This window comes from Streptomyces sp. NBC_00984, assembly GCF_045162475.1.
GTDB lineage: Bacteria > Actinomycetota > Actinomycetes > Streptomycetales > Streptomycetaceae > Streptomyces.
Window position 1 is genome coordinate 6,078,434 of sequence record NZ_CP108734.1, and the last position, 23,914, is coordinate 6,102,347.

The window sequence follows — 23,914 nt, forward strand, 5'->3', positions numbered from 1 at the left end:
GATGGTCACCCTTGCCGACTCTCGAAAGTTCGCGATGTCTGTCGATTCGGTCTTCCCACAGCTCGAAGCTCTGCTCCCGCATGTGCAGAAGCCCATCCAGTACGTCGGCGGTGAACTGAACTCCACCGTCAAACCGTGGGACGAATGCGACGTCCGCTGGGCACTGATGTACCCGGACGCGTACGAGGTCGGGCTCCCCAACCAGGGCGTCATGATCCTCTACGAGGTACTCAACGAGCGCCAGGGCGTCCTCGCCGAGCGCACCTACAGCGTGTGGCCGGACCTCGAGGAGCTGATGCGCGAGCACAAGGTCCCGCAGTTCACCGTGGACAGCCACCGCCCGGTCAAGGCGTTCGACGTCTTCGGGCTGAGCTTCTCCACCGAGCTCGGCTACACCAACATGCTCACCGCCCTGGATCTCGCGGGCATTCCGCTGGAGGCCCGGGACCGCACCGTCGACGACCCGATCGTGCTGGCCGGCGGCCACGCCGCGTTCAACCCCGAGCCGATCGCCGAGTTCATCGACTGCGCGGTCATCGGCGACGGCGAGCAGGCCGTCCTGGAGATCACCGAGATCGTCCGCGCCTGGAAGGCCGAGGGCCGCCCCGGTGGCCGCGAGGAGGTGCTTTTCCGCCTCGCCAGGACCGGCAACGTCTACGTCCCGGGCTTCTACGACGTCGAGTACCTCCCGGACGGGCGCATCGGCCGCGTCGTGCCCAACAAGTCGGGCGTGCCGTGGCGGGTGTCCAAGCACACCGTGATGGACCTCGACGAGTGGCCGTACCCGAAGCAGCCCCTCGTGCCGCTCGCCGAGACCGTCCACGAGCGGATGTCCGTCGAGATCTTCCGCGGCTGCACCCGCGGCTGCCGTTTCTGCCAGGCCGGCATGATCACGCGCCCCGTGCGGGAGCGAAGCATCACCGGCATCGGCGAGATGGTCGAGAAGGGCCTCAAGGCGACCGGCTTCGAGGAGGTCGGCCTGCTCTCGCTCTCCTCCGCGGACCACACCGAGATCGGTGAGATCGCCAAGGGCCTCGCCGACCGGTACACCGAGGACAAGATCGGCCTCTCGCTGCCGTCCACCCGCGTCGACGCGTTCAACGTGGACCTGGCCAACGAGCTGACCCGCAACGGTCGCCGCTCGGGTCTCACCTTCGCCCCCGAGGGCGGCTCCGAGCGCATGCGCAAGGTCATCAACAAGATGGTCTCGGAAGAGGACCTCATCCGTACCGTCGCCACCGCGTACGGCAACGGCTGGCGCCAGGTGAAGCTGTACTTCATGTGCGGCCTGCCCACCGAGACCGACGAGGACGTCCTCCAGATCGGCGACATGGCGGTCAACGTGATCGCCAAGGGCCGCGAGGTCTCCGGGCAGAACGACATCCGCTGCACCGTCTCCATCGGCGGCTTCGTGCCCAAGCCGCACACCCCGTTCCAGTGGGCCCCGCAGCTGAGCGCCGAGGAGACCGACGCCCGGCTGACCAAGCTCCGCGACAAGATCCGCGGCGACAAGAAGTACGGCCGCTCCATCGGCTTCCGCTACCACGACGGCAAGCCCGGCATCGTCGAGGGCCTGCTCTCGCGCGGCGACCGGCGCGTCGGCTCCGTCATCCGCGCGGTCTACGAGTCCGGCGGCCGCTTCGACGGCTGGCGCGAGCACTTCAGCTACGACCGCTGGATGACCGCCGCCGAGAAGACGCTGCCCGAGTACGGCGTGGACGTCGACTGGTACACGACCCGCGAGCGGACCTACGAGGAGGTCCTGCCCTGGGACCACCTGGACTCCGGCCTCGACAAGGACTGGCTCTGGGAGGACTGGCAGGACTCGCTCGATGAGACCGAGGTCGAGGACTGCCGCTGGACCCCGTGCTTCGACTGCGGCGTCTGCCCTCAGTTCGACACATGGCCACAAGTAGGACCGACGGGCAAGAAGCTGCTCCCGCTTGAGGTCAAGAAGTAGCTGTGACCAGCAGCGATGCCGTCCAGAGGATGGCTGAGACGCTTGCCGGAGTGACCGAGCGCGGCGAGATCCTTCGAGGACTTGGAGCGAAGGGGCGTGAGCAGGCTTCTCGTCCTGCGCGGCGTACGCCGCTCCCCGCCCCTCGGCAAGGCGACGGGCGCATCGTCTCGGCCGTGGAGTGGGTGCACAGTCCGGCAGGGTGAGGGTCGTGCAACCAGGCGCAACGCGCTCGACAGGGAGGGACCTCATGGCCTTACGGTTCGTTGGTAAAGATCCTGAGTCCGGAGATCACGGATCACCTGCTGTGTGGGTGGACCAGGAGTCGAAGGATCTTGTGATCCAGGGGTGGACAGCAGACGAGCAGACCACGGGTGAAAGCTCGCAGGATGTTCTGATCCCTGGGCATGAGTCGGTGATCAGGGTTCCGAAGCGGATGGTCCCGCTTCTCAGGGAGGCGCTTCGTGTCGCAGAGTCTGACTGACTTCTCTGACCTCATCAGGTCAGTGCGGGAGTCAGCCGTGCATCTTGAGATGCGCGACGGGTACGGCGTGGACAACGAGATCGAAGGCTTCTCCGCATGGAAGCAGGGGCACCGGCTGAACCCGGATGGCCGAGCTTCATGGTGGCGTCCCTGGCTTGACCTCGTGCAAGAGGTGACGGCAAAGGGAGTGCTGATCCGACGGGCCCGCATCGTGTCCGAGCCGGTCAGCGACTACATCGCCTTCGAGCACTCAGGCACCTTCACGAACGTGGCGGCCGGCGAGCAGATTCGTTGGCTGCCCCGTCGCAGTGCCTCGGACCTTGCCTTGCCGGGCAACGACTTCTGGCTGTTCGACGGCAAGCTGGTCCAGTTCAACATCTTCGACGGGATCGGCCGGTGGGTTCACACCGACCAGACGGAAGATCCTGATGTAGCCAAGCTGTGCGCGTCGGCGTTCGAAGCGGTGTGGGAGCGAGCCATCCCGCACGAGAAGTACGCCGTCTGAATCCTGACCGGTCAGCTCATGCCCTCGTCCCCGCTCTCCAGCGCGCAAGCCGCGCGCAACGCTGTTGCCACCCGCCTGCAAGGGTTGATGAAAGACGCGGGGCTGTCAGGGCATGAGTTGGCCGTTCGGTGCGGCTGGCACCGGGCGAAGTCCTCCCGCATCGCACGGGGCATCACGCCGCCCTCGGACGCGGACATCCGCGCATGGTGCTCCGCGTGTGGAGCAGACGACCAAGCGGCCGACATAGTCGCCGCGTCGCGGAACGCCGAGTCCATGTACGCGGAGTGGAAGCAGATCCACAAGGACGGTATGCGGCGGGTTCATGAGCAGACTGTCCCGCTCTACCAGCGGACCCGCTCCTTTCGCGTGTACGCGTCGAACGTGATGCCGGGCATGCTCCAGACCGCCGGTTACGCGACAGGGCTTCTCAGGGCTATCACGTCCTTTCAGGGAACACCGGACGACGTAGCCGATGCGGTGGCTGCCAGGCTCGATCGGTCGCGGGTGATCCGTGAGGGTGAGCATCGGTTCGCCCTTCTCCTCGAAGAGACGGTTCTCCACTACCGGGTCTGCGATGACGCAGCCATGCGGGAACAGCTTGAGCATCTGCTCACTGTGATGCGACGGCCGAACGTGGCGCTCGGCATCATCCCGAAGCAGGCACGCCGCACGGTGTGGCCGCTCGAAGCGTTCTATGCCTTCGACGATCGGCAAGTGGCGGTCGAGACGCTGACGGCCGAGATCAACCTGACCACCCCTGGGGAGATCCGTACGTACCTGCGGGCCTTCGCTGAGCTGTCGCAGGTGGCTGTGCGCGGTGAGTCGGCGCGGGGTCTCATCACTGATGCGCTCTCCGCGCTCGGGTAATCCTGTGCAACGCCGTGCAACAACGTGGAGTCTTGCGCCCCTCGGTCTCTAGCGTCGTCCGTACACCGAGCTACGCGGAGGCGGCGACATGGCAACGGCGAACGAGACGGCCCCGGTCAGGGACGTGGTGGAGTACGTGACGTATGCCCCCTCGGGGCACAAGTGCTCCGCGTGCATGCGCCCTGTGAAGCCGATGGAGGCTGTCCGCCGGACCGTTGTCGACCGGTCGTCCGGGCCGCCCCTCACCACGTATCGCCACGCCAACGACTGCCCCAAGTCCGTGGCTGCCTGATGGAGATGCAGACGTGGAGGGACTCGCGGGCCACAGCAGCTGAGGCAGCCGAGTCCATACGTGCGGCTCTCACCGCTCTGGGAGTTCCCGAAAGCGCGTGGAGCAGCGTGCGGCCCGTGGTCACCCATAGCGGGGGCGCGTACGTCCACCTCGGCATGATCCGCGCTGACGCGGTCGAGCGGATCGCGGAGGCGCTACGCGTGCCGACAGGGCAGTGATGCCGGGCTTACGGCCTGGGGATGAATAGCCCCGGTGTTGGTGGGGCCGTGACGTGAGAAGGGCCGCACGGGTTGGGTGAGTTGTGACGCTTACCTGGGCCCGTGCGGCCTGCTCCCATCCTGCCCTGTCCGGGGTCTCTCGCGCACATCTCGGCGAGTTGCTCGAAGAGTTGTCGCCGCGTTGGTGGGCCCGGCGTGAGTCGGCGCTCGACCGGCAGCGGGGCTACAAACGGCGCCGGGCGGAGGGGGCCGGGCGCAAGCCGAAGCTGGAGTTCGTCGACCGGCTGCTGGTCACCCTCGTCCACCTGCGGCTCGGCCTGCCTCACGCCGCTCTGGCCGAGCTGTACCGGGTGGACCGCTCCACGGTCTCCGCCGCGATCCGCCAGGTCAGGCCCCTGCTCGCTGCCCGCGGCTTCGCCGTGCCCGACCGCCCCGGCGTCAGGCTGCGGACCTTGGAAGATGCGTTCGCCTACGCCGATTTCGAAGGCGTGGACCTGCGGATCGACGGCACCGAGGTGCAGGTCCGACGCCCACGCGCCGGACGGCCGGGGCGCAAGGCCTTCGTGTCCGGCAAGAAGAAGCAGAACACGATCAAGACCACCACCTTCAGCGACCAGCAGGGCCGCACGCTGTTCTCCGGTGTCGTCCGCCCGGGCCGGATGCACGACCAGACCGCCCTGCGCACCGAGGGCATCGCGGACCAGCTCCGCCGGCACCCGGGGGTGAAGGCCGAGGTCGACTCGGGATACCAGGGCCTGGCCAAGGAGTTCCCCAGCCAGGTCAGCGCCCCTCCGAAGAAGCCGGCCGAGGACGCCTGCGACGGGGACAAGCGGGCCTGGCGCGAGATGCGCCGCCGCCAGTCCTCGGCGCGGATCTGCGTGGAGCACACCAACGCCGAGTACAAGCAGTGGCGCCCCCTCCAGCGGTACACCGGCCGACGCGAGACCTACGCCGAGACCCACCTCGCGATCGCCTCGCTGGTCTCCGACCGCTCCGCACGACGCCCGACCCGCCGCCGGACGAACACCGAACTCGTCCTCGCCCGCAACACCGTCTGCTGATCACCCACCAGCCGAACCACCAGGCCAACACGCCCCGACCCCAATTTCACCCAAGGTCGTTAGCGAGATGGACGCTGCGCCGCGTCGGCCGGTACGCGGGTCCGCTCTACCTGGCCATGGTTCTCGGTGGCTCCGCCCTGGTTGTGGCCGGAGTCCTCGCCACGCGGTAGCTGCCGTGGAGGCTGCTGCCTTCCCAGACTCCCCGCCGGATTCCCGGCGGGTGTTCCCGAGTAGAGAGGTAAGTCCGATGGTGGAAGAGAACACCGGATCGGTGGCCCCCGAGAGGGGTGGCCTGCTCGTCGCGAAGCGCAAGATCGTGGCCGCGCGGACGCGGACCGAGCAGGAGTCCGACAACACCAGTGGCCGTTCCGACGGCAACGACTAGCGGGGTAGCCCACGATGCTCGATGAAGTCTCGTGGGCGGGGCGTCTGGGTGGGGACACGTTCCTCACCCGGACGTACCACCGCTCCTACGCGCACATCCTTAGCACCGCCGGTACGGCGGACCTGTTCTCCTGGGACGACCTGAATCGGATCATCGCCACACAACGACTGGAGCCGCCCCGGCTGCGCCTGTCCCTCGACGGCGAGATGGTCCCCCTTCACCGTTACGCGATCCCGACCACGAACCGCCGCGCGGTCTCCTGGTCCCGCATCCAGCCGGCGGAGTTCCACGCCCAGCTCAGGGACGGGGCGTCGCTGGTTCTGGACTCGGTAGAGAAGATTCATCCGGCGGTGGGTGCGGCTGCCGAGGGTCTCGAAAGGTTCCTCGGCACGTCCGTACAGGCCAACGCGTACGCGTCCTGGACCGACCGGGAGGGCTTCGGCCTGCACTGGGACGATCACGACGTGGTGGTGGTGCAGGTTCACGGCTCGAAGCGGTGGCGCTTGTACGGGTCCACCCGAGAGGCTCCGACCTTCCGGGACGTGGAGTCTCCCGAGACACCCGAGGGTGACCCGGTAGCCGACATCGTTCTGTCTCCGGGGGATGTGCTCTACCTGCCGCGCGGCTGGTGGCACGCGGTCACCGCAGACCAAGGGACGGAGTCGTTACACCTGACCTTCGGCATGGTTCCGCACACCGGTGCGGACCTCATGATCTGGGTCGTCGATCAGCTCCGGTCGTCCCTCGCACTGCGCAAGGACGTCCCGCGGTTTTTGCCCCTGGCGGAACAGTCGGACTTCATCGCGGCCTTGCGCGGTGAGGTGCTCAACATGATGGCGGACCCTCGGTTGGTGGAGCGGTGGGCGGAGTCCAGCGACACGACAGACCTGGGTCACGCGATCCCTTCCCTGCCCTACGTGGAAGGGCTGCCCGCACAGCGGGGGATCACGGTCAAGGTGACCACCGCCCGGGGCCGCCTGACGGCGAACGGCGTACATGGCACGGTCACGCTCTCGGCGGCCGGTACCGCCTGGGACTTTGCCGAGTCGGCCGAACCTGCCCTGAGCGCGCTGCTGACGGGTGCGCCCGTCACGCTCGGGGACATGGCCGACTGTGCGGGGCTGGAGGTCAAGGACGTGGCCGAGCTTGTCTCGGCCCTCATAGAGGGGCACGTCGTCGCGGTCGTGGGGACAGCGCTGTGACGGCCGTGCTGTCCCTGGGGACGTACCGCGTGCGTGCCGTGGGCCAGGCGGCACGCACCGCCCTGGCTGCGGGTAGCCCATGGGTGGACACGGCACCCAACTACGCCCACGGCTACGCACACGAGGCGCTGCGCTCGGTACTGCGGACGTACCCGACCGTGCGGGTAGCCACGAAGACGGGGTTCTTCACGGACAAGCAAGGCCACGTCGCTCAGGCTGAGAAGTGCCTCAGCCGGGAAGAGGCGTCCAGCGGGCACAGCCTTGCTCCGCCCTTCGTTCGATGGCAGACGGAGCGTTCGTTGGCGGTGCTCGGCCGCGCGGACATCGTGTTCGTGCACAACCCTGAGCACCACGGGCACGGCCTCGACCGTGCCGCTCTTCACGGGCGGGTCCGGGAAGCGTTCGCCGTGCTGGAGGAGTACGCTCAGGCTGGCCGGATCGGCGGCTACGGGGTAGCTACGTGGTCGGGTCTGACCTCCGAAGCGTTCGCGGTTTCCGAGTTGCTCGGCCTGGCCCGAGAGGCAGCGGGCTCGGTAGAGCACCACCTCACGGGCTTGCAGATGCCGGTCAGCCTGATCATGGACGACCTGATCAGACAGGCGCTCAACGGGGTTGGACCGCTGATGGACGCGAAAGACGCGGGGCTCATCACGTTCGGGTCTGCTCCCTTGCACGGCGGCGAACTGCTCAGTGCCATGACACCGGAACTGGTGGACTTCATCCGCCCCGGCCTGTCGCCCGCAGCCGCTGCCGTGCTGGCTGCCGGATCGTGCCCCGGCCTCGATGTGGTCCTGACTTCCGCGAGCACCCGCGAGCACTGGGACGATGCGGCGAAAGCTCTGGCTGCCCCTCTGACGGCCGGAGAACTCAGGAAGGTGACCGATGAACTCTCCTCCGAGTGAGGACGTGCAGACCCTGATGGAAGCCGCCCACGACCGGGCGGCGAAGGCTCTGGCCCTCACGTGCACGGGGCCGCTGGCATGGGGATTCCAGGGTGTCACCCTCGGCCGGAGGGCAGGAGACCGGTGGCTACGGGTGAGCCGCACTGCCGAGCGGAACGCGGGCAGGAAACGGGGAGAGGGCATCGTCGGCGCGTCTCTGCTGGTGCCTGACGCTGTGCCGCGTCCACGCTTGTACGTGGTGCACGACTGGACTGACGGCGAGTGGGCGTTCGAGGCGGAAGCCTTCGACTACGTGACCCAACCCGTCGTATCCCCGGACCGGGCAGACCTAGACCATGACCCCGGCTTGCCTGACGCGTGGTGGGACGACCTGTGCCAGGCACTCGGCCTGCTGAGCGAAGCGGACGGAGTGCGGGTCACCGTTCGGGACGAGTGGATGGAACGCGCCTTCCCTCAGTTCCTCGGCATCCCTGCCCCGGGCAAGGTGGAGCGGGTGGCCGGTCATGGTGATCTACACTGGGGCAACCTCACGACCATGCCTCTGAACCTGCTGGACTGGGAACGGTGGGGGCTGGTGCCCCTCGGCTTCGACGCGGGTCTACTCCACGCGAACAGCCTGCTGGTGCCCGGCGTCGCGCACCGCATCCGGCAGGAGTTCGCTTCGATTCTGGACAGTCCAGCCGGCCGAATCGGAGAACTCGCAGCCGTGGCCGAGATGTTGCAAGCCGTCGCCCGTGGCTGGTACCCGGAGCTTGCTCCCTGCCTACGCGCCCACGCGGAGATCCTTACGGGCGTTCGCCCGCCGGTACCGGCTCACTCTGAGGTCACTGTCTGACGGCCTGCTGCGCCCCACGGAAGCCGGAGAGGAAGCCTGTGCCCCCGTGCGAACGCCGACAAGCACGGGGCACAGGCGCCTCTCAGGCGCTGTCGCCTATGTGCCGGTACAACGTAGCCCGGGAGATTCCCAGTCCCTTAGCGATGGCTGTGACGCTCTCTCCCTTGGCCAGCCGGGCACGGGCTACGGCTAGCTTGTCGTCGTCCACCACGGTCGGGCGTCCTCCGTGGTTGCCCTTGCGGGCCGCAGCGTCCAAGCCTTCCAACGTCTTCTCCCGGATGCCTTCCCTCTCGACCTCTGCACTGACGGCGAGGACGGCGAACACGATGGCACCCGCGCCGTTCGGGTCGTACACACCCTGGAGGGGACCGGAGAGGAGTTCCAGTTGGATGCCGTCCGCCTGAAGGGTGGACGACAGGGACATCAGCTCTGCCGTGCTGCGGGCGAGACGCTTCATCTCGACCACGGTCAGGATGACCGGCTGGTTCGGTGCTGCCTGCTTGAACTCCCGTGCCAGCGTGAGCGCGTTCTCAAGCTCCGGCCGCTCCTTCACACGGGTACTGATCTTCTCCGAGAACACACGGGTGCACTGCGCCCCGGCAAGAGCGTCCAACTGTGACTGGAGTTCCTGCCCCACGGTCGAGCAACGGGCGTAGCCAAGCCGGATCGCTGCGCCCGCTATGGCGTCGGGTGGCTGTGCCACGGGTGCACCTGCCGTCCAGGGCTTACCCGGGTTGCGGTCGGCCGGAGTCTTCACGGTCAGTTCGGCTTTGAGCGCGGGCACCAGGGCGAAGCGGCCCGTGTGGTAGTTCGCTGCGACCTTGCCCGCTCCGGTACGGCAGGGGCTTCCTGCGGGTGCCTGGCACTTCGGGCACTCGTGGCGCTCGACCTGTTCGGCCGGGGTGATCGTCTTCGTCATGACTGGACCGGCTCATAAACGTGTCTCGAAAGCCAGTCGTGAGACGCATCTTTTGAGACGGGTTGTGAGACGGTGAGACGGGAGCGAAACGGGCACTGCCCGGGGACTGGCCGACTGTCTCACTAACGATGGTTTATGAGACGGCCCGTCTTTGGCCCTGGTGGGCGCTGTCGCGCCCTTGGCCAGCCTGCCTGTGCTGGCCAGCGTGAGCCGCTGTGCGCCTGCCTCCCGGCCTGCTGGCCAGCGCTCGACCGCAGGGCAGGCGGGCAGTCGCCCTGTCGGGCGCTCTGGTCATCGCACAGTCGTACGTCTGTCGACGGCGGGCGGAGGCGGAGGGTAAGGCAGGCAGCGGCGAAGGGGTGGGGGTATGACCCCCGAAGGGGGCAAGCTCGCATCGCCGAGTCTTAGCAGCTCAGATCCTGCCACGGTTTCAGGGTCTTTCAGGGCTGCGCTTGGGTCCCGCCGGCTGCGGGATAGTGCCAGCTCACAGGCTTGTGCCTGCCGTCTGGGCGACGGCGGAAGAGTGCAAGGAATAGGGGCTGCCTGGCCTTGCCCCGGCGGCTGCGACAGGTGGCCGCGTAGCGGCCAAAGGAGTAGGCCGCTACTGCTTGCGGGCAAGCTCTCTGGGGGCGCGGCAGCGCCCCACTGGGCTTGCTTCCCGGGCTTCCTCCTTCGGCCCTTACGGGCCGCTCTGTCGTAGTGGCTGGACTGTGGCGGCGTAGCCGCCGCCTGCCGCTTATCCCTTCGCCGTTGCCCTGCCTTGTGGGCGCTGCCGCGCCCTGCTTCCGTTCGCCGTAGAGCCAAGGGGCTACGCCCTGTCGGCCCCGGAGGGGGCCGCACTGCACTGGAGCCAAATAGATAAGAGAGGACGTGAACGTTCGTGCAGGTCAGGTGCTGTATGAGCACACGCCAGACGTGCTCTGACTACACGCGTGGTGTGCGGTCACCTGTCCTGGTGGACGCGGCAGGGTACCGGCGCACCCTTGGCCTTCTGGAACAGGTGAGCCGGGAGCACCAGGCAGGCCGCGCCGGAACGGGGCGAGATGAGGTGGAGATCTTTGGCGCGCACTACCGCGTTGCGGGTGCTCTGGTCGGACAGTCGCTTGCCGTCCTGGCCGAGTAGCGCGGCCAGTCGGCCAGGTTCGAACGCGGCGTGTCCGTGGCGGTCGGCCCATCCGATAGCGGCGAAGTGGACGCGGTAGGCGAGCGGGTGCCCATGGTTCTGCGCCATGCGCCGGTACTCGTGCTGAGAGACTCCGCCCCACGGGCGGTCATGACCGAAGCTGATAGTCACTGGTCGCGGCCCCCGTCGTTGGGGCCGCAGGTGTGGGCGTGTCCATCGATGAGGGGCGACGCGCACGCTTCGCAGGTCCAGACGATTTCGCTCGTGATGTTCAAGGGTTCGCGACTCCTGTCGGTGGAGCGCAGCACGTAGCCACGGCTCGGCGGTTGGAAGTCGCGCAGTTCCGTCCTGCGCTTCGGGAGTCCCTCGACGTCCCTGCGAGCCCCTCGGGATCGCGGCCTCTCGCGGAGTGGCCAGCTCTACCACCGCTGAACGGTGGGAGCTACGGTCCCCGCTCCGTCAAAGAGCGGGGAGGTATTCCTACGTGGCGGGTCGCTCGGCTGTCAAGCCGAGCCCCTCCCTGTCCTTGCTGTCAGAGCTCCGCTGCAAAGTCGTCGCTCTTGATGACGAGCCGTTCGCGTACGTCACGGGGAATCTTGAGACGCAGATGCACGGAGGGTGCACGCACGCCCTTGACCTTGGTGCGCGTCACCTCGCATGTAATGCCGACGCGGCGGAGGTCCTCGGCCATGACCTCCATGCCTCCGGACTCCCATGCTTCACGGAACGTCTTGCCGTTGTGGATCAGGGTCCATCTGTCCTGCGTGGTCTCGGGATCGATCGCGCTCAGTTCCTCCGAGAGCTTGTCGAAAGTCTTCTCTGCCTGCTCCTGAGTGAACCGCGTCTTCGTGTAGCGGCCTCCCGGCTCAAGTCCCTTCATGTAGTAGGCGATGGCCTCTTCGAGCCGCTTCACTTCGGCGCGAGCCTCAGCGCCCTGGGCGTACTCGCGTACTTGCACGGGGAAGTCGCCAAGCACCCGCAGTACGTCGCCCACCAGCACGTCGTACACACCCTGTGGGTCCGGTGCGCCGAGCCCCCCGCTCTTGCACTTCTGGCACCGGAGGTAGCGGTACTGGCCGAACTTGTTCGACGTGACGTGCACCGTCATGTTGGACGTGCAGTCGGCGCAGACCAGGACACCGAGGAACTGCGTCGCGCCGTGCGTCTGACGCTGGGGCTGGTTCTTGCCGCGCCGGTCGATGGCTTCTTGGAGTTCGTTGTATTCGTCCTCGGTGAAGATCGGTTCGGCCACCCTGATCGGCTTGCCATCGTGTCCGAGGATCAGCTTGGAGCGGCGCACACCCTTGTTCTTGTTCTCCTCCACCCGGTATCCCATGAGCGCCGGGTTACGAAGACGCCGGAGGAGAGTCGACGTGGTGAGTCCTCTGGACATGAGCCCGGAGCGGATGAGGCACAGAGCCATGCGCCGGGCAGACACGCCCCGAAGTGCCATGCGGCGAGCCCAGTGCAGCGCCTTGTGTGCGTCCGGCTCGACGGCCAGGGACGGCCTTCCGTTCGCCTTGGTCGTGACGTAGCCGTACGCAGGCTTGCCGACGAACCATGCATCCTGAGTCCGGGTGTAGTCCCACAGCGACGCGACGCGGGTCGATGTGTTCGCTGCCTCGATCTCGGCGATACCCCCGATGAGCGTGACCATCATCCGACCGACAGTGGATTCAAGGTCGATCGAGTCGTTCTTCGATGCCAGGTTCTTTCCGTACCGCTGGCACCACTCGATCATGGTGGAGAGATCCGACATGCGACGGATGAATCTGTCGAGCTTCCAGAAGAGCAGAGCATCGAACTCGGGAGATCGGTTGTTCAGCCACTCGCCGAGTTCCTTACGCTTCCACGGTGGAACCTTCGTTGCCGAGACGTTGAGGTCAGAGGCGACGCCGACGACTCGATACCCCTTGTCCCTGGCCAGTAGGCGAAGGTCGAGTTCCTGCCGCACCGGCGAGGTGGTGTCCTCCGTAAGTACTGACAGGCGGATGGAGAGCAGAGCGCGCGGGGCGTCCGCAGGAAGCAGAGCCTCCGCCTTCTTCAGCTCCTTGAGCAGAGCCAGGTCCGCAGCGGTCCACTCGGCTTCGATGTCGTACGTATTCATGGCTCGGAGAGTAGCGATGGATTTAGCCGTGTGTCCATCTACCCGCAGATGGACACCAGCATCCAGATCGGCACCACCGGCAAGAAGTTGCTGCCGCTGTCGGTCGTCAAGTAGCCGCCCGCGACCGTCCCGCCAGGTGACGGCCAGGTGACGAAGGCCCGGTGCGGGAAACCCCGGACCGGGTCCTCGCGTCCTGTACGGCATGGACTACGGCAAGCACCAGGCCCCCGCGCGGTACGAAGCCGGCGAGGGCTGTCTGACCACGTTGATCCGGATCCCGGTACGGATCGTGGTGCTGGTCGTCGTGCTGCCCGTACGGATGGTCTGGGACGCCCTGGTGGTGACGGGTCGCGCCGTCGACCGGACGCTGCTGCGCCCGCTGGGCCGGGCCCTGTCCTGGCTGTTCGCGACGCTGGTGGTGATCCCCGCCGGTTGGTTGTACGAGTCGGTGCTCACTCCGCTCGGGCACGGGCTGCGGTGGCTGGCCGCGGCGGTGTTCGTGTGGCCGTGGGTCGCGCTCTGGCGGTATGTGCTGGTGCCGGGGGTGCGGTACGGGCTGGTGGTGCCGGTGGTGTGGCTGTACGAGTCGGTGCTCACTCCGCTCGGGCACGGACTGCGGTGGGTGTACCGGGCGTTGCTCGCACCTGCCGGGCGCGGGGTCCGTACGGCCGTCGGCTGGGTTCTCACCGCTCTGCTCGTCCGGCCGGTGACCGGCCTGTGGCGGTACGTCCTGGTGCCCCTCGCGCTCGCTGCCGTCTGGCTGGCCGAGCACCTGGTCGTACGGCCGCTGGGCTGGGTGTACCGGGAAGCGCTCACCCCGCTCGGCCATGGCATCACCTGGCTGCTCGACCTGCTGGCGCGCGGGATCGCGGCCGTCGCGACCGGTCTGTGGACGGCGGCGGGGTGGCTGGTCACGACCCTGCTGGTCGCACCGCTCCGCTGGCTGTACCGGCAGGTCCTGGCCCCGGTCGGCCGGGAGGTCGCCGCCGCCTTCGGCGTCGCCTGGCGCGTCGCGGGGTACATCTCGCGGGCCGTCGGCCGGGCCGTCGCCTGGCTGGCATGGCATCTGGTCGGGGCGCCGGTGACCTGGGTCTACCGCACGGTCTGCACACCGGTGGGGCATTTCGTGCGCGACCAGGTCTGGGCCCCGGCCAGGCGCGCCGCCGCCGAGGGCGGTCGCGCGGCCCGGTCGGCGCTGCGCTCGGCGCGCGAGACCGTGCGCCAGGCACGCCGCGACGCATGGCGGGCCCTGGTCGGCGGGCCGCGGGTGCCCGAGCCCAGGGAACTGAAGGGGCCCCTTGCGCGTACTCTGGGTAGTACAACGACTGTGCCCAGCGTGGCGCCCGAACCAGAGATCTCCTCGCTCGGAGAGAAGAACGCCGAGCGGGGGTGAGCCGGACCGGACACCCCGGGCCACCCGCATTTCGAGGGCGGTGCGCCACCGCGTCCGCCCCGCACCGAGGAGAAGAACCACTGGGCAAGCGACAGCCCGAAGGCCCGCCGCCCGCACCGGCAGTGCAGCGCATCCGACTGCGCTACACCAAGCGCGGCCGCCTCCGGTTCACCAGTCACCGTGACTTCCAGCGCGCCTTCGAGCGGGCACTGCGCCGCTCCGAGGTGCCCATGGCGTACTCGGCCGGCTTCACCCCGCACCCGAAGGTGTCGTACGCCAACGCCGCCCCGACCGGCACGGGCAGCGAGGCCGAATTCCTGGAGATCGCCCTCACCGAGGCCCGCGATCCGGCCGTCCTGCGGGATCTGCTCAACGACTCGCTCCCGGACGGCCTCGACATCACCGATGCCGTGGAGGCCCGTACCTCGGGTCTCGCCGACCGGCTGACCGCCTCCGTCTGGGAGCTGCGCCTCGACGGTGTCGCCGTGGCGGACGCGGCCGAGGCCGTGGCCGCCTTCAACAAGGCGGAGACCGTCGAGGTCCAGCGCCGCGCGAAGAACGGCATGCGCACCTTCGACGCCCGCGCCGCCGTGGTCGACCTGCAGGCCCTTGATCCACAGGCTGATAGGCCCGAGGACAGGCCCTGTGCGATACTGCGGCTGGTTGTTCGGCACGTGACACCTGCCGTGCGACCTGACGACGTCCTGTCCGGTCTCCGCGTTGTGGCCGACCTGGCGCCGCCGGTCCCCGCAGCGGTGACCAGGCTGGCGCAGGGGCTCTTCGACGAGGAGTCCGGCACGGTGACCGACCCGCTCGCGCCCGACCGCGAGGCAGCCCCGGCCGCTCCACCCACGGCCACCGGGACCGCCGTCGCGACGGCGCCGGAAGGTGCAGGTTCCGCGTAAGGCGGTCGTTGCAGCGCAGCCTTGGACTCGGGAGCCATCCGGTTCGGGCCGCGCGATGACCCATAAGACTTTCGCCAGGCCGTACGCACCTCGCGTACGGAACCGGCGAGCCAGACATTGAGCTCCCGTGCGGCGCCCGCGCCCCGGACGGCGGAGCCGCGTACATCACGCGGACCGTGCCGGACCGGAACCAGGCGCGGCGCCCGGGAGCCTGACGGGAGAACCGCCCGCATGCCCCAGTCCAACGAACCCGGCACGACCGGGAACGCCGAAGAGAACAACGCACCCGGCGACAAGCTGCCGCCGCGCCGCAGGCGCCGCGCCGCGTCCCGCCCGGCCGGTCCGCCGGTCGCGGAGGCGCAGGGCGCAGCCGCAGAACCTGCCGCGCCGGCCATACCGGCCGTTGACGCCGCAGTGTCCGACAGCAACGCCGACGCCGCGTCGGCAGAGGCCGCGCCGCCCGCCCGTACGCGTCGTCGTGCGGTCCGCAAGGCGACCGCTCCGACGGGTGCGCCGCAGGCCGCCGAGGTGATCGAGGCCGCTGAGCCTGTCGTGGAGGCCGAGCCCGTGGCCGAGGTCCCGGCGGAGGCGGCGCCCGCGCGTCCGCGTCGTCGTGCGGTCCGCAAGGCGACGGCCCCGGCGGGTGCGCCGCAGGCCGCCGAGGTGACCGAGGCCGCTGAGCCTGTCGTGGAGGCCGAGCCCGTGGCCGAGGTCCCGGCGGAGGCGGCGCCCGCGCGTCCGCGTCGTCGTGCGGTCCGCAAGGCGACCGCTCCGGCGGGTGCGCCGAAGGCCGCCGAAGCCGTGGAGATCGTCGAGGAGGCACCGGCCGTGGCCGTGGCCGAGCCCGAGCCGGCCGCCGAGGCCGCCGAGCCCGAGCCCGCCGCGCCCCGTGGTCGCACCCGGCGCCGGGCATCTGCCCCGGCCGGTGCGCCGCAGGCCGCCGAAGCGCCTGCCGCGACCGCCGAAACCGTCGTGGCCGCGGAGGAGGAGGTCACCGAGCCCGCCGAGGCCGTCGAGGCCCCGCGCGGCCGTCGTCGTGCGGTCCGCAAGGCGACCGCTGCCGCCGGTGCGCCGAAGGCCGCCGAAGGCACCGAGGACACCGGCGAGAGCCGGCCCGAGGCCGCTGCCGAGGAGCCCGCCGCCGAGCCCGCCGAGGTCGAGGACGCCGCACCGCGCGGCCGTCAGCGCCGCCGGGCCACGGCCGCCGCAGGCCGGCCGGAGTTCACCGGCAAGGCCGAGGAGCCCGTACGCAAGAGCCGCCGCGCCGAGCGTCCCGCTGTGGCCGTGTTCCAGGCGCCGGTCTTCGCCGAGCCGATGTTCCAGACCCCGGAGACCGCGGCCGCGGCTGCTGCGGCGTCGCGTTACGACGAGGTCGAGGCCGAGGTCGAGGCCGAGGAAGAGGCGGCCGAGACGGTCGAGGAGCCGACGGCCGTCGTCGAGGCCCCGGCCGCCGAAGCCGTGCCGCAGGGCGGTTCGCGCCGCCGTCGCCGCCGTCGCGGTGAGGCCGCCGAGCCCGAGCAGGCCGCCGCCCCCGCCGCTCCCGCGGTGGAGGAGCAGGCCGAGGAGGAGTACGAGCCGGAGCACGAGGGCGACGCCGAGCACGAGGGCGACGAGACGGACGAGTACGGGGACCGGCCCTCGCGCCGTCGCCGTCGCGGAGGCCGTCGCCGCCGTCGTGGCGAGGCCAACGAGGGTGACGAGGCCGCGGAGCAGCACGGCGACGAGGCCGCCGCCGACCACACCGAGGACGAGCAGGAGCGCGCTCCGGAGTCCGAGGAGGAGGACGAGGAGCACGAGGCGTCCGCCTCCGGATCGAGCAGCAGCCGTCGTCGGCGCCGCCGTCGTCGTCGCAGCGGGGACGTCTCCGCCGACGCCGACAACGGCACGGACGACCCGGAGCGTACGGTCGTCAAGGTCCGCGAGCCCCGCCGGAAGGAAGCCGAGCGCGAGCCCGGCACCGGCTTCGACGAGGTCCAGTCCATCAAGGGCTCGACCCGTATGGAGGCCAAGAAGCAGCGCCGCCGCGAGGGCCGTGAGCAGGGTCGCCGTCGCGTCCCGATCATCACCGAGGCCGAGTTCCTGGCCCGCCGCGAGGCCGTGGAGCGGGTCATGGTCGTCCGCCAGAACGGCGAGCGCACCCAGATCGGCGTTCTCGAGGACAACGTGCTCGTCGAGCACTACGTCAACAAGGAGCAGGCCACCAGCTACGTCGGCAACGTCTACCTGGGCAAGGTGCAGAACGTACTGCCGTCCATGGAGGCCGCCTTCGTCGACATCGGCAAGGGCCGCAACGCCGTGCTCTACGCCGGTGAGGTGAACTTCGAGGCGCTCGGCATGGCCCACGGGCCGCGCCGGATCGAGACCGCGCTCAAGTCCGGCCAGTCCGTCCTCGTCCAGGTGACCAAGGACCCGATCGGCCACAAGGGCGCCCGCCTGACCAGCCAGGTCTCGCTGCCCGGCCGCTACCTGGTCTACGTGCCCGAGGGCTCGATGACCGGCATCAGCCGCAAGCTGCCCGACACCGAGCGGGCCCGGCTGAAGACCATCCTCAAGAAGATCGTCCCCGAGGACGCGGGCGTCATCGTCCGTACCGCCGCGGAGGGCGCGAGCGAGGACGAGCTGCGCCGCGACGTCGAGCGGCTGCAGCAGCAGTGGGAGGACATCCAGAAGAAGTCGAAGAGCACCGGCAGCTCCAACGCGCCGACCCTGCTCTACGGCGAGCCGGACATGACCGTCCGGGTCGTCCGCGACATCTTCAACGAGGACTTCTCCAAGGTCATCGTCAGCGGCGACGACGCGTGGGAGACCATCCACGGCTACGTCTCGCAGGTGGCGCCCGATCTGACGGACCGCCTGTCGCGGTGGACCTCCGAGGTCGACATCTTCGCGACGTACCGGATCGACGAGCAGCTGATGAAGGCGCTGGACCGGAAGGTCTATCTGCCGAGCGGCGGCTCGCTGGTGATCGACAAGACCGAGGCGATGGTCGTCGTCGACGTCAACACCGGCAAGTTCACCGGTCAGGGCGGCAACCTCGAGGAGACCGTCACCAAGAACAACCTGGAGGCGGCCGAGGAGATCGTGCGCCAGCTGCGGCTGCGCGACCTCGGTGGCATCGTCGTCGTCGACTTCATCGACATGGTGCTGGAGTCCAACCGGGACCTGGTGCTGCGGCGCCTGCTGGAGTGCCTGGGACGCGACCGTACGAAGCACCAGGTCGCCGAGGTCACGTCGCTGGGCCTGGTCCAGATGACCCGCAAGCGGGTGGGCCAGGGTCTGCTGGAGTCCTTCTCCGAGACGTGTGTCCACTGCAACGGGCGCGGCGTGATCGTGCACATGGAGCAGCCGACCTCGGTCGGTGGCGGCGGCAAGCGTTCCAAGAAGCGCGGCCGGGGCGGCGCGGACCACGAGCACGTGGCCGAGACCGAGGCCGTGGCAGAGGTCGAGACCGAGGCCGAGGTGGCTGCCGAGGTGGCCGCCCCCGTGGCGCTGCCCGAGCCGGAGTTCGTCCCGGACGAGGAGCTGTACAGCAGCCCGGCCGAGGCCGAGGCGGCCGCCACGCGCGGTCGCGGCCGACGCCGCGCGACCCGTAAGGCGACGGCCCCGGCCGGCGCCCCGAAGGCCGCTGCCGCTGCCGCCCCGGCAGTCGAGCCGGAGCCGGTCGTGGTCGCGGAGCCCGAGCCGGTCGTGGAGCCGGAGCCGGCCGCCGAGGCACCGGCCCCGGTGATCGAGGAGGCCCCCGCGGCCGAGGCGCCCCAGGGCCGTACGCGCCGTCGGGCGACCCGGAAGGCGACCGCCCCGGCGGGCTCGCCGGCCCCGGCCGAGCAGGTCGCCCCGGTGCAGGCCGCCGAGCCGGCCGAGCAGCCGGAGCCCGTCGCCGAGGCCGTGCAGCCCGAGGCCGCACCCGAGGAGCCGGCCGCCGAGGCCGCCCCGCCGCGTGCGCGCCGCCGGGTGACCCGCAAGGTCACCGCCCCCGCGGGCTCGCCCGCCGGTGCGGACGGTGCGGAGGTCGTCGTGGTGACCGGCTCGGCCGAGCCGAAGCCCGACGCCGAGGCGGCCGAGTCCGCCGAGGCGGAGGCCCCGGTCAAGAAGGCGGCCCGCAAGACCGCCAAGAAGGCCACCGCGAAGAAGGCGGCCACCAAGAAGACGGCTGCCAAGAAGACCGCCGCGAAGAAGACGACGGCCAAGAAGGCGGCGACGAAGAAGACGGTCGCCGCAAAGCAGTCATCGAAGCCCGCCGTCTCGGCCGACACCGAGGCGTAGACGACAGGGCGGCCCCCTGCGGTCACGGAGTCCTCCTCCGCGGCCGTACGGCGCAGCACGAAGGCCGGTGGGCCACACTCCGACAGGGGTGTGGCCCACCGGCCGTTCCGGCCCGCCGCGGACCCGTCGGCCACGTCGGCAGGAATGAACGCAGGAATGAACGCAGGAATGAACGCAGGAATGAACGGGGGAGCGACGGGGAAGGACACAGGGCCCGGTTTGACCCTCCGGACGGCGGCCCGTAATCTTGCCCTTCGGCGTGTTTCCATGCGCCTGTCCCTGAGCAACCCCCTCCCTTCACAGGTGAGAGGCCGCTCGCCCATTCGGATCACGTCGGGCCCCGGCCCGTGTGAGCGGCTGGCATCAGGGGCTTCGTTCCGAGCGAGAGAGAGATCCGCGTGTACGCCATCGTGCGCAGCGGTGGCCGCCAGCACAAGGTTGCTGTCGGTGACATCGTTGAGGTTGACAAGATTTCCACTGCCCAGGTTGGCGACACGGTCGAGCTCTCGACCCTGCTCGTGGTCGACGGCGACGCCGTGACCAGCGACCCGTGGGTGCTGGCCGGGATCAAGGTCCAGGCCGAGGTCGTGGACCACCACAAGGGCGCGAAGATCGACATCCTTCGCTACAAGAACAAGACCGGCTACCGCCGTCGCCAGGGTCACCGTCAGCAGTACACGGCGATCAAGGTCACCGGTATCCCCGCGGCTGCGAAGTAAGGGACTGAGGAGACATGGCACACAAGAAGGGCGCATCGTCCACCCGGAACGGGCGCGATTCCAATGCTCAGCGGCTCGGCGTGAAGCGCTTCGGCGGTCAGGCCGTCAACGCCGGTGAGATTCTGGTCCGCCAGCGCGGCACGCACTTCCACCCGGGCACGGGCGTCGGCCGTGGCGGCGACGACACGCTGTTCGCACTCGCCGCCGGTGCGGTCGAGTTCGGCACGCACCGTGGCCGCAAGGTCGTGAACATCGTTCCGATCGCCGGCTGATTTTCGGCGCTCGTCGAGCGGTTTCTGCGGAGGCGGACCTCACTTCCCGTACGGGAAGAGGGTCCGCCTTTCGCGTGTTTCTCCCATGAGAGACGGCTGTCTCCCAGCGGTACGGCACGAGCCGGAGGGACAGCGCGAGTGAGATATTTCTGCATGTATGTAACTGGAGGTTTCAACCATGACCACCTTCGTGGACCGCGTCGAGCTGCATGTCGCCGCGGGTAACGGGGGCCACGGCTGTGCCTCCGTACACCGTGAGAAGTTCAAGCCGCTCGGCGGTCCGGACGGCGGCAACGGCGGCCGCGGCGGCGATGTGACCCTGGTCGTCGACCAGGCGATCACCACGCTCCTCGACTACCACCACCACCCCCACCGCAAGGCCACCAACGGCCAGCCCGGCGCGGGCGACAACCGTTCCGGCAAGGACGGCCAGGACCTGGTCCTGCCGGTGCCCGACGGCACGGTCGTGCTCGACGGGAACGGCAATGTGCTCGCCGACCTGATCGGCCAGGGCACCACGTTCGTCGCCGGACAGGGCGGCCGGGGCGGCCTCGGCAACGCCGCGCTGGCCTCCGCCCGGCGCAAGGCCCCCGGCTTCGCGCTGCTCGGCGAGCCCGGCGAGGCCCGGGACATCGTCCTGGAGCTCAAGACCGTCGCCGATGTCGCGCTGGTCGGCTACCCGAGCGCCGGCAAGTCCTCGCTGATCTCCGTTCTGTCGGCGGCCAAGCCGAAGATCGCCGATTACCCGTTCACGACCCTCGTCCCGAACCTCGGCGTGGTCACCGCGGGCAGCACCGTCTACACCGTCGCCGACGTCCCCGGTCTGATCCCGGGCGCCAGCCAGGGCCGCGGCCTCGGCCTGGAGTTCCTGCGGCACGTGGAGCGCTGCTCGGTACTGGTGCACGTGCTGGACACCGCGACGCTGGAATCCGACCGCGACCCGGTCTCCGACCTCGACATGATCGAGGAGGAGCTGAAGCAGTACGGGGGCCTGGAGGACCGGCCCCGCATCGTCGTCCTCAACAAGGTCGACATCCCGGACGGCCAGGACCTCGCCGACATGATCCGCCCGGACCTGGAGGAGCGCGGCTACCGCGTCTTCGAGGTGTCCGCCGTCGCCCATACCGGTCTGAAGGAGCTCTCCTTCGCGCTCGCGGGCATCATCGCCGAGGCCCGTGCGGCCAAGCCGGTGGAGGTGGCGACCAGGATCGTCATCCGCCCGAAGGCCGTCGACGACGCGGGCTTCACCGTCACGCTGGAGGAGGACGGCATCTACCGGGTGCGCGGCGAGAAGCCGGAGCGCTGGGTCCGGCAGACCGACTTCAACAACGACGAGGCCGTCGGCTACCTGGCCGACCGGCTCAACCGTCTCGGTGTCGAGGACGCACTGGTGAAGGCCGGCGCCCGTGCGGGCGACGGCGTCGCCATCGGCGCCGAGGACAACGCGGTCGTCTTCGACTGGGAGCCGACCCTGGCGGCGGGCGCGGAGATGCTCGGCCGTCGTGGCGAGGACCACCGGCTCGAAGCACCGCGTCCGGCGGCGCAGCGCCGCCGCGACCGCGAGTCGGAACGCGACGAGGCGCAGCGCGAGTTCGACGATTTCAACCCGTTCTAGACGGGCAACGGCCGCCGGAGGAGCCTCTTCCGGCGGCCGTGCACGCTCTCCGCGTCATTCGTCCGGGGGAACCGAACCCGCTCAAGGGTGATTCATGCCGCTCACCCGTGTGGCGTCGGTCACCTGGCAGGGAAGCGGCAATTCCGGTATTCGCCCTGATCGCAAGGCAACAAAAGGTTTCGATACGGCATGCGGTGGCCGACGTCCACCTTGCGAGACGGTAACGGAGAGTGCAACCATCGCTGTATCTCCCAGCCCTCGCAAGGTAGGTCGTCTGTGTCTGCTCAGCACATAGCCAAAGCCCGAACCACAGCAGTCGTGCTCGCCGGCGGTACCGGCCAGCGCGTGGGTCTGTCCATTCCCAAGCAGCTGCTGAAGATCGCAGGCAAGGCTGTCATCGAGCACACGCTGTCGATCTTCCAGCAGGCCGACTCCATCGACGACGTCATCGTGCTGATGGCTCCGGGCTACGTGCCCGACGTGGAGAAGATCGTCGCCAAGGCCGGGCTCACCAAGGTCACCAAGGTGATCGAGGGCGGCTCCACGCGCAACGAGACCACCGAGCGCGCCATCGCGGCGCTCGGCGAGGGCCTGGCCGAGGGCGAGGACCGCAACGTCCTCTTCCACGACGCCGTGCGCCCGCTGCTCTCGCAGCGCGTCATCAAGGACTGCGTCGACGCGCTGGGCCGCTACCAGGCGGTCGACGTCGCCATCCCGTCCGCGGACACGATCATCGTGACCCGCACCCACGGCGGCGACGGCGAGTTCATCACCGATGTGCCCGACCGCTCCCGGCTGCGCCGCGGTCAGACGCCGCAGGCCTTCAAGCTCTCCACGATCCGCCGGGCGTACGAGGTCGCCGCGGGCGACCCGAACTTCCAGGCGACCGACGACTGCTCGGTCGTGCTGAAGTACCTCCCCGACGTACCGATCTACGTCGTGGCGGGCGACGAGTACAACATGAAGGTCACCCAGCCGGTCGACGTCTTCATCGCGGACAAGCTCTTCCAGCTGGCCTCCACGGCCGTCCCGCAGCCGACCGACGACGCCGCCTACCGCGAACTGCTCACCGGCAAGACCCTCGTCGTCTTCGGCGGCTCGTACGGCATCGGCGCGGACATCGCGACGCTCGCCGAGTCCTACGGCGCCACCGTCTACGCCCTGGGCCGCTCCACCACCGGTACGCACGTGGAGAACCCGGAGCACATCGACGAGGCGCTCACCAAGGCGTACGCCGACACCGGCCGCGTCGACTACGTGATCAACACCGCGGGAGTGCTCCGCATCGGCAAGCTGGCCGAGACGGACAGCGCGACCATCCAGGAAGCGCTCAACGTCAACTACCTGGCACCCGTGCAGATCGCCCGCGCCTCGTACAAGTACCTCGCCGAGACCAAGGGCCAGCTGCTGCTCTACACCTCCAGCAGCTACACCCGGGGCCGCGCGGAGTACAGCCTCTACTCGTCGACCAAGGCCGCCATGGTGAACCTCACCCAGGCGCTCTCGGACGAGTGGGCGGCCGACGGCGTGCGGGTGAACTGCGTGAACCCCGAGCGCACCGCCACCCCGATGCGCACCAAGGCGTTCGGCGACGAGCCCGCGGGCACGCTGCTCTCCTCCGAGGCGGTCGCCAGGACCTCGCTCGACGTCCTGCTCTCCGAGATGACCGGCCATGTCATCGACGTACGCCAGCAGGACCCGACGCGTGGCGCCTCCGAGGCGTCCGGCTTCGAGCAGGCGCTTGCCGCTGTCCTGGACCGACAGGCCGATGTGTAATACTGCTTGACAATCGACTATTCGGACCCCTGCAGTCGCCATGTGCGAACTGCAGGGGTCCGAATTCGTGAAGCTCTGTCTTCACATTCCCCTCGTAAGGTAAAAAGTCGGCAC

19 protein-coding genes are annotated in these 23,914 nt (G+C 69.2%); 16 read left to right on the plus strand and 3 right to left on the minus strand.

Annotation, left to right across the window (positions count from 1 at the left end; translation table 11 throughout):
- Positions 1 to 34: 34 nt before the first annotated feature.
- From OG520_RS27160 to OG520_RS27200, 9 genes are all read left to right on the plus strand, one after another.
- Complete coding sequence (locus tag OG520_RS27160) at positions 35 to 1,960, plus strand: TIGR03960 family B12-binding radical SAM protein (protein WP_406014948.1); 1,926 nt, start codon at positions 35 to 37, stop codon at positions 1,958 to 1,960.
- A 461-nt stretch (positions 1,961 to 2,421) separates the two neighbouring features.
- Positions 2,422 to 2,946, plus strand: coding sequence for a DUF6879 family protein (locus OG520_RS27165; RefSeq protein ID WP_406014949.1), 525 nt, complete (start codon positions 2,422 to 2,424; stop codon positions 2,944 to 2,946).
- Positions 2,947 to 2,964: 18 nt separating this feature from the next.
- Positions 2,965 to 3,813, plus strand: a complete 849-nt coding sequence (locus OG520_RS27170) for a helix-turn-helix domain-containing protein (protein ID WP_406014950.1) — start codon at positions 2,965 to 2,967, stop codon at positions 3,811 to 3,813.
- A gap of 88 nt (positions 3,814 to 3,901) precedes the next feature.
- Positions 3,902 to 4,105: a hypothetical protein gene (locus OG520_RS27175; protein ID WP_406014951.1), complete on the plus strand. Its 204-nt coding sequence runs from the start codon at positions 3,902 to 3,904 to the stop codon at positions 4,103 to 4,105.
- A 301-nt stretch (positions 4,106 to 4,406) separates the two neighbouring features.
- Complete coding sequence (locus OG520_RS27180; RefSeq protein ID WP_399338503.1) at positions 4,407 to 5,384, plus strand: transposase family protein; 978 nt, start codon at positions 4,407 to 4,409, stop codon at positions 5,382 to 5,384.
- A 247-nt stretch (positions 5,385 to 5,631) separates the two neighbouring features.
- Positions 5,632 to 5,769, plus strand: coding sequence for a hypothetical protein (locus OG520_RS27185; protein WP_406014952.1), 138 nt, complete (start codon positions 5,632 to 5,634; stop codon positions 5,767 to 5,769).
- A 14-nt stretch (positions 5,770 to 5,783) separates the two neighbouring features.
- On the plus strand, positions 5,784 to 6,971 hold the full coding sequence (locus tag OG520_RS27190; RefSeq protein WP_406014953.1) for a JmjC domain-containing protein: 1,188 nt from the start codon (positions 5,784 to 5,786) through the stop codon (positions 6,969 to 6,971).
- Positions 6,972 to 7,009: 38 nt separating this feature from the next.
- Positions 7,010 to 7,873 (plus strand): aldo/keto reductase, encoded by an 864-nt coding sequence (locus OG520_RS27195; protein ID WP_406016575.1) that lies wholly within the window; start codon positions 7,010 to 7,012, stop codon positions 7,871 to 7,873.
- 4 nt (positions 7,874 to 7,877) lie between these two features.
- Positions 7,878 to 8,708, plus strand: coding sequence for a hypothetical protein (locus OG520_RS27200; protein WP_406014954.1), 831 nt, complete (start codon positions 7,878 to 7,880; stop codon positions 8,706 to 8,708).
- 82 nt (positions 8,709 to 8,790) lie between these two features.
- Here the strand turns inward: OG520_RS27200 and OG520_RS27205 are convergent, their stop codons facing one another.
- From OG520_RS27205 to OG520_RS27215, 3 genes are all read right to left on the minus strand, one after another.
- The gene (locus tag OG520_RS27205) at positions 8,791 to 9,627 is read right to left on the minus strand and encodes a recombinase family protein (RefSeq protein ID WP_406014955.1); all 837 of its coding nucleotides are present in this window, start codon (positions 9,625 to 9,627) and stop codon (positions 8,791 to 8,793) included.
- A 943-nt stretch (positions 9,628 to 10,570) separates the two neighbouring features.
- Positions 10,571 to 10,858, minus strand: a complete 288-nt coding sequence (locus OG520_RS27210; RefSeq protein ID WP_406014956.1) for a hypothetical protein — start codon at positions 10,856 to 10,858, stop codon at positions 10,571 to 10,573.
- 424 nt (positions 10,859 to 11,282) lie between these two features.
- On the minus strand, positions 11,283 to 12,857 hold the full coding sequence (locus tag OG520_RS27215) for a recombinase family protein (protein WP_406016576.1): 1,575 nt from the start codon (positions 12,855 to 12,857) through the stop codon (positions 11,283 to 11,285).
- Positions 12,858 to 13,059: 202 nt separating this feature from the next.
- Here OG520_RS27215 and OG520_RS27220 point away from each other — a divergent pair, with 202 nt between their 5' ends.
- The 7 genes from OG520_RS27220 (at position 13,060) to OG520_RS27250 (ending at position 23,800) form a co-directional block, all read left to right on the plus strand.
- Entirely contained in the window at positions 13,060 to 14,250 is a 1,191-nt protein-coding gene (locus OG520_RS27220; RefSeq protein WP_406014957.1) for a hypothetical protein, read from the plus strand.
- A gap of 122 nt (positions 14,251 to 14,372) precedes the next feature.
- On the plus strand, positions 14,373 to 15,155 hold the full coding sequence (locus OG520_RS27225; protein WP_399326650.1) for a TIGR03936 family radical SAM-associated protein: 783 nt from the start codon (positions 14,373 to 14,375) through the stop codon (positions 15,153 to 15,155).
- A gap of 231 nt (positions 15,156 to 15,386) precedes the next feature.
- The gene (locus tag OG520_RS27230; protein WP_406014958.1) at positions 15,387 to 19,418 is read left to right on the plus strand and encodes a ribonuclease E/G; all 4,032 of its coding nucleotides are present in this window, start codon (positions 15,387 to 15,389) and stop codon (positions 19,416 to 19,418) included.
- 398 nt (positions 19,419 to 19,816) lie between these two features.
- A complete protein-coding gene (gene rplU, locus OG520_RS27235) occupies positions 19,817 to 20,137 on the plus strand; it encodes a 50S ribosomal protein L21 (protein WP_030921216.1) in 321 nt (106 codons plus the stop codon).
- Between the two features lie 14 nt (positions 20,138 to 20,151).
- Positions 20,152 to 20,409 (plus strand): 50S ribosomal protein L27, encoded by a 258-nt coding sequence (gene rpmA / locus OG520_RS27240; RefSeq protein WP_018103204.1) that lies wholly within the window; start codon positions 20,152 to 20,154, stop codon positions 20,407 to 20,409.
- A gap of 178 nt (positions 20,410 to 20,587) precedes the next feature.
- Positions 20,588 to 22,024, plus strand: coding sequence for a GTPase ObgE (gene obgE, locus OG520_RS27245; RefSeq protein ID WP_266419301.1), 1,437 nt, complete (start codon positions 20,588 to 20,590; stop codon positions 22,022 to 22,024).
- A gap of 276 nt (positions 22,025 to 22,300) precedes the next feature.
- Positions 22,301 to 23,800 (plus strand): SDR family NAD(P)-dependent oxidoreductase, encoded by a 1,500-nt coding sequence (locus OG520_RS27250; protein ID WP_399326644.1) that lies wholly within the window; start codon positions 22,301 to 22,303, stop codon positions 23,798 to 23,800.
- The last annotated feature ends 114 nt before the right edge of the window (positions 23,801 to 23,914 follow it).